6 protein-coding genes are annotated in these 6378 nt (G+C 67.0%); 1 reads left to right on the plus strand and 5 read right to left on the minus strand.

The window, feature by feature from the left end:
- The 5 genes from N878_RS10410 to N878_RS10430 form a co-directional block, all read right to left on the minus strand.
- Positions 1 to 560: cryptochrome/photolyase family protein (locus N878_RS10410; protein WP_036987667.1), on the minus strand; the 560-nt coding region annotated here is incomplete at its 3' end.
- Positions 561 to 564: 4 nt separating this feature from the next.
- Entirely contained in the window at positions 565 to 870 is a 306-nt protein-coding gene (locus tag N878_RS10415) for a DUF6482 family protein (protein WP_021443599.1), read from the minus strand.
- Positions 871 to 1010: 140 nt separating this feature from the next.
- Positions 1011 to 1505, minus strand: coding sequence for a TIGR00645 family protein (locus N878_RS10420; RefSeq protein ID WP_021443600.1), 495 nt, complete (start codon positions 1503 to 1505; stop codon positions 1011 to 1013).
- A gap of 192 nt (positions 1506 to 1697) precedes the next feature.
- Positions 1698 to 2039 (minus strand): hypothetical protein, encoded by a 342-nt coding sequence (locus N878_RS10425; RefSeq protein ID WP_021443601.1) that lies wholly within the window; start codon positions 2037 to 2039, stop codon positions 1698 to 1700.
- 165 nt (positions 2040 to 2204) lie between these two features.
- Positions 2205 to 4694 carry a Lon protease family protein gene (locus N878_RS10430; protein WP_021443602.1) on the minus strand — a complete coding sequence of 830 codons (2490 nt, stop codon included), beginning with the start codon at positions 4692 to 4694 and terminating at the stop codon, positions 2205 to 2207.
- Between the two features lie 145 nt (positions 4695 to 4839).
- On the opposite strand from N878_RS10430, the gene N878_RS10435 reads away from it, so the two are divergent.
- Positions 4840 to 6378, plus strand: a 1539-nt coding sequence (locus N878_RS10435; RefSeq protein ID WP_021443603.1) for a cation:proton antiporter, incomplete at its 3' end; no start/stop codon positions are given.

Genomic DNA, 6378 nt, shown 5'->3' on the forward strand with positions numbered 1-6378 from the left:
AGGGCCTTGCGGTTGTCGGCGTCGAAGTTCCAGGCGCCGCCCACCGGCGTGCCGTCGCCGTTCATCAGCAGGCCGCTGCGGCGGCGCATCTCGCGGTAGAAGTACTCCATGCGCAGCTGCTTGCGCCCGCCGACCCAGGCGGCGAACGCCTCGCGGCTGCAGAGAAAACGCTGGTCGACATGCCAGTGAATCGGCAGGCCGCAGTGGCGCAGGGCCTGCTCCAGGCGCCAGTCGCCGCATTCGGTAAGGTGGATATCCTGGGCGCCGAAATGATCGGCCCAGCGCAGCAGTTCGCCGGGCAGCGAGCCGCTGTTGTCGGCATCGTCCAGGCGCACGTACTGCACGCGCAGGCCGCGCTCACGCAGCGCCGCGGCGAAGTGGCGCATGGCGCTGAAGATCAGGGCGATCTTCTGCGGATGGTGCGGCACATGGCCGGCCTCCTCTGCCACCTCGGCGAGCAGCACGACGTCCTGCGCCGGGTCGATACCCTGCAGGCTGGCCAGATCGAAACTGAGCTGGTCGCCGAGCACCAGGGCCAGACGGCGCGCGCTCACCCTCACCCGATCACCAGCTGGAACGCAGGGAAATCGGCACCTTCAGGCAGTCCTGGCTGCCGGCCGGCATGCCGCACATCTCGTCGTGCACCACCGCGTGCACCAGGTTGAACGGCACCTTCGGCAGCTCGTGCAGCAGGTCGCGCGCATGTTCCACCGAGCGCAGGTGCAGGGTGGCGCCCTGGCTGTCGCTGAGCGGGTGGGCGCGGCCGTCCATCTGCGCTTCGAGCAGGTAGATGCCGCCCTCCATGGAGATCAGGTTGAGCTCATCGATGTGCCCGGCGTGGGCATGGCTGGACAGGTCTTGCAGATTCATGGGGCTCTCCTTACGCAGGCAAAGCTATACAAAAATCACTTCATATACAATTTTTGTACAAGCAGATAAAAGCACAAGGCAGAAAGCAAACCGCCCGTCCGTTTTGCAACGGCCGGGCGGCGGTGGAGCCCCGGGACGACTCAGCCGTCGTACTTGGTCAGCTTGTCCAGATAGCCCATGGCGAAGGCCGAGCCGACGAAGGTCAGGTGGATGATCACGTACCACTTGAGGTACTCGAGGTCGTAGTTCTTGGCGTCCATGAACACCTTGAGCAGGTGGATCGAGGAGATCGCCACGATGGAGGCGGCCACCTTCATCTTCAGCGAGCCGGAGTCCATCTTGCCCAGCCAGCTGAGCTTCTCGGTGCCTTCGCGAATGTCCAGGCGCGAGACGAAGTTCTCGTAGCCGGACAGCATCACCATCACCAGCAGGCCACCGACCAGGGCCATGTCGATCAGCGACAGCAGCTTGAGGATCACGTCGGCTTCGGCGAGGGTGAAGATCTGCGGCAGGATGTGGTACAGCTCCTGGAAGAACTTGATCGACAGCGCCAGCACCGCCAGCGACAGGCCGAAGTAGATCGGGGCGAGCAGCCAGCGCGAGGCGTACATGGCGTTTTCGATGAGGCGTTCCATAGGGACTCACTGCAGGGTCAAAACTGGCCGCGAGTATACCCAGGCGCCCGCGCCAGACAAAGCGCGCGACGGCCTCGGCGGTTATCCACGCTTTCTGTGGATAAAGCTGTGGGCAATGGCGCCTTGCGCGGCGCGACGGGGCATGGCCTGCGGCCTGGGCGGCGCTGTACAAAAGCCGCGCAGATGTGACCCTCAGGTCTCCGGCTGGAACTGGTAGCACCCGGTGGGTCGACGGCGCTCGCCGTTGAGGCGACGCAGTTCGGCCTGCAGGTGCAGGCGCCAGATGGGTGGTTCGAAGCATTCGGCATAGCCCTGCTGGGCCAGGCTCTCGGCGATGGACGCAAGCACCCCCTCGGCGACAAAAGGCCCGTAGAACGGGCCCTGTGCCTTGATCGCCGAGGGTTGCGCGCCGGACATGCCGGCCGCGCAGAGCAGCGTCCAAAGTCCGTTTTCCCCGGCCAGCGGCCGGATCACGCATTCGATACGAGTGACCAGGCCCAGGCATTGGCGGGTAAGGCAGAGGCTACGCGGCATGGCGGCGACCCTCGCGGATTCCAGGCTCCAGCCTACACCCCGAGCGGCCGCACTGTGAAGGCCAAAGTTATCCCCGCAATCTGTGGATAACTCTGTGCATGACGGCTGAACAACGATGCCGGCACGGTTGCCCCGGGCGATCCGGGACAACCGTGCAAGATTTGTTCAGCCCGCGGCGCCCTCGCCTTCGCCCTTCTTGCGCCGCGGCGCCTTGGCCGGCTTGGCGGCGACGGGCTCGGCTTCGGCCTTGGCCTTGGCCACCTCGGCGTGCTTGCCGTCTTCCTCCAGGTCGATCTCGGCGATTTCGCGCAGACGCTCGACCACCCGCGCATTGACGCTGCCCTTGGGGAAGCGGCCCTGCTCGTCCGGATGGCCGGCCGCCTCGCCGACCAGCAGGCTCAGCGCCTCGTCGACATGGCGCACGGCGTAGACGTTGAACTGGCCGGCGCGCACCGCCTGCAGCACGCGGTCGTCGAGCATCAGGTTGCTGACGTTGGAATGGGGGATGATCACCCCCTGCTCGCCGGTCAGGCCGCGTGCCTCGCACAGGCGGAAGAAGCCTTCGATCTTCTCGTTGACCCCGCCGACCGCCTGCACTTCGCCGAACTGGTTGATCGAGCCGGTGATGGCGAAGCACTGCTTGAGCGGCGTGCGCGACAGGGCCGAGATCAGCGTGCAGACCTCGCCGAGCGAAGCGCTGTCGCCGTCGACGTAGCCGTAGGACTGCTCCAGGGCGATGCTGGCGGAAATCTCCAGGGGGAATTCCTGGGCGTAGCGGCTGCCGAGAAAACCGGTGAGGATCATCACCCCCTTGGAGTGGATCGGCTGGCCCAGGCTGACTTCGCGCTCGATGTCGACGATGCCGCTGCCGCCTGGATAGACGGTAGCGGAGATGCGCGCCGGCACGCCGAAGGCCGAGTCGCCCACTTCCAGCACGGTCAGGCCGTTGCACTTGCCGACCGCGGCGCCGCAGGTGTCGATCAGGATGATGCCGGCCAGCATGTCGTCGATGATCCGTGCCGACACCCGCCCGGTGCGGGTGGCCTTGGCCTTGAGGGCGCGCTCGATATGGCCGACGTCGGTGAGCGTCTCGCCGGCCAGGTGGCGGATGAAGTCGGCCTCGCTGACCAGCTGGAACAGGTCGCCGATGCGTGCCGACAGACGGCCCTGGTGCTCGGCCAGGCGCGCGCTGTAGGTGGCCAGGCGCGCCACCGCCGCGCCGGTCAAAGGCGCCATGCCCTCCTCCGAGGTGCGCGTCTTCATCAGCTGGGCGAACTGCTCCAGGCTGTCCTCGGCCAGGGGAATGTCCTCGTCGAAGTCGACCAGCACGCGGAACATCTCCTGGAAGTCCGGGTCGTGGTCCTGCAGCGCGTAGTAGAGCTGGCGCGAGCCGATGATGATGACTTTCAGCTGCAGCGCGATGACCTGCGGATTGAGGGTCACGGTGGCGATGCGGCCGAGGTCGCCCAGCGGCGACTCCATCTTCAGCTGGCGCGAATGCAGGGCGCGCTTGAGCGCCTCCCAGACGAAGGGCTCGTTGAGTAGCTTCTCCGCCTCCACCACCAGGTAGCCGCCGTTGGCGCGGTGCAGCGCGCCGGGACGCAGCTGGCGGTAGCTGGTGTACAGCGCGCCCTGGTCGGAGCTGTATTCGATGCGGCCGAACAGGTTGTCGTAGGTCGGGTGCGACTCGAACACCACCGGCGCGCCGCCGTTGGCGTGGTGACCGACCACCAGGCTCGGGCAGTACTGCTCCTCGAGCAGCTTGCGCAGCTGCGGGTCGGCCTTGTCGACGTCGACCAGCTGCTCGACCGCGGTCTTCAGCAGATTGACCTGCATCGCCTGCAGATAAGCACAGACGCCGGCGTTCTCCGCGTATTTCTCCGACAGCGGCGCCAGCAGCGGCTGCAGGGCGACGGTGATGGTCTCCTCGTTGAGCTGGCGCAGCAGGTTGCTCGACTCGCGTTTCCACTGCGGCAGGCTGGCCAGCTCCTCGTTGAGGCGCTCCTCGAGCAGGGCGATGTCGGCATGGAAGCGCTCGCGCTCGGCTTCCGGCAGCTGGGCGAACTCGGCCTCGTCCAGCGCCTTGCCGTCGGCCATCGGGGTGAAGGCGATATTGCTGCTGTCGCGGTACAGGGCCACGCCCTTCTCCAGCGACAGCTTCTCGATCACGTCCAGCGCCTGGTCGTAGCGCTTGTTGAAGGAGCGGTCGATGGCGCTCTTCTTCTGCTGGTAGGTGGGCGTCTCGAACACCGCCGGGAAGGTGGCCAGCAGGTTGTCGATCAACTGGTTGATGTCGGCGATGAAATCGCTCGCGGTGCCGGCCGGCAGTTCCAGCGCGCGCGGCTCGCGCGGCTCGTCGAAGTGGTTGACGTAGACCCGGTCGGCCGGGGTCTCCATGCGCTTGGCCTCGGCCTTGAGGTAGCGCTGGACGAAGGAGAAGCGTCCGGTACCCGGCTCGCCCATGACGAACACGTTGTAGCCGGGGCGCGGCATGGCCACGCCGAACTGCAGGGCCTCCACCGCGCGAGCCTGACCGAGCACGCCGCGGAAGGGTTCGAGGTCGTCGGTGCTGGTGAAGTTGAACTGCTCGGGGGCGAAGGGGCGGGTCAGGGAGTCGGGCGGCAGCCGCAGGCTGGCAGCAACGGAGTCGGGCATCGTAAATCCTTAGGCGGGAAGGCAGGGGCCTGGGGGAAATCATGGCCCCATCCGCGGCCCCGGACAAGCGCTAAGCTTGATCCAGGGCAGCCTCCTGCGCCCAGTGCCGCTTAAAGTGTCGCGCTCCTCTCACCGGACGCCCCGCATGAGCCTATTCCAGGAAATCGCCGCCCTGCTCGCCCTATCCGCGCTGTTCGGGATGCTGGCGGTGCGCCTGCGCCAGCCGCTGATCATCGCCTACATCCTGGTCGGCATCCTCGCCGGTCCGGCGGCGATGAACCTGTCCGGCGACCACGCCTCGCTCGGCCTGCTGGCCGAGATCGGCATCACCGTGCTGCTGTTCGTGGTCGGCCTGAAACTGGACATGCGCCTGGTGCGCACCCTCGGCCCGGTGGCGCTGGCCACCGGTCTGGGCCAGCTGACCTTCACCATCCTGTTCGGCCTGCTGCTGTGCCGCCTGCTCGGCCTGGACTGGCTGACCGCCACCTACGTGGCGGTGGCGCTGACCTTCTCCAGCACCATCATCATCGTCAAGCTGCTGTCGGACAAAGGCGAGATCGATTCGCTGCACGGGCGCATCGCCATGGGTTTTCTGATCGTGCAGGACATCGCCGTGGTGCTGGCCATGCTGGCGATCAACCTCTACCAGCCGGCGGCGGGCGAACGCCAAGGCCTGTCGCCGCTGGCGCTGATCACGGTACTGCTGTGCAGCCTGATCCTGCTCTACATCCTGATGCGCTATGCCCTGCCGCACCTGCTCGCCCCCATGGCGCGCTCGCCGGAGCTGCTGATGCTGGTGGCCATCGCCTGGGGTACGCTGCTGGCAGGCGGCGCCGAGGCGCTGGGCCTGTCCAAGGAGATCGGCGCCTTTATCGCCGGTTTCTGCCTGGCCTCGACGCCGCTGCGCGAGGCCATCGCCAGCCGCCTGACCAGCCTGCGCGACTTCCTGTTGCTGTTCTTCTTCCTGCACCTGGGCATCCAGCTGGATTTCACCTACCTTCAGGGCCAACTGGGCAGCGCCCTGCTGCTATCGGTGTTCGTGCTGATCGGCAACCCGTTGATCGTCATGGCGATCATGGGGGCGATGGGCTACCGCAAGCGCACCGGCTTCATGGCCGGGCTCACCGTGGCGCAAATCAGCGAGTTCTCGATCATCTTCGTCGCCATGGGTATCGGCCTCGGCCACGTCGGCGGCGAAGCCCTGGGCCTGACCACCCTGGTGGGGGTGATCACCATCACCCTGTCCACCTACATGATTCTCTACGCCCAGCCGCTGTTCGAGCGCCTGTCGCCCTGGCTGGGGCCGTTCGAGCGGCGCGTGGCGCACCGCGAGAACGCCGCCGACAGCGCCAGCGACAGCCAGCAGCCGGAGGTGATCGTCTATGGCCTGGGCCGCTACGGCCGCCAGCTGGCGCACCGCCTGGAAGACGCCGGGCTGCGCGTGCTCGGCGTCGATTTCAACCCGGAAGCCCTGGCCAGTGCCCGGCGCACCGGCCTGACGGTGTGCTACGGCGATGCCGAGGATCACGACTTCATCGCCCATCTGCCGCTGCAGCAGGCGCGCGCGCTGGTCAGCACCATCCCCCAGCGCGAGGTCAACGCCATCCTCCTGCGTGCCGCGCGCAGCGCCGGCTTCCGCGGCCGGGTCACCCTCAGCGCCTTCCGCGAGGGCGACCTGGAGGCC

This window comes from Pseudomonas sp. EGD-AK9 (assembly GCF_000465935.2).
Classification (GTDB): Bacteria; Pseudomonadota; Gammaproteobacteria; order Pseudomonadales; family Pseudomonadaceae; genus Aquipseudomonas.

Coding starts and splice junctions, on each gene's coding strand:
- N878_RS10415 (WP_021443599.1), bottom strand. CDS start 870: ATGAATCTGCAAGACCTGTCCAGCCATGCCCACGCCGGGCACATCGAT.
- N878_RS10420 (WP_021443600.1), bottom strand. CDS start 1,505: ATGGAACGCCTCATCGAAAACGCCATGTACGCCTCGCGCTGGCTGCTC.
- N878_RS10425 (WP_021443601.1), bottom strand. CDS start 2,039: ATGCCGCGTAGCCTCTGCCTTACCCGCCAATGCCTGGGCCTGGTCACT.
- N878_RS10430 (WP_021443602.1), bottom strand. CDS start 4,694: ATGCCCGACTCCGTTGCTGCCAGCCTGCGGCTGCCGCCCGACTCCCTG.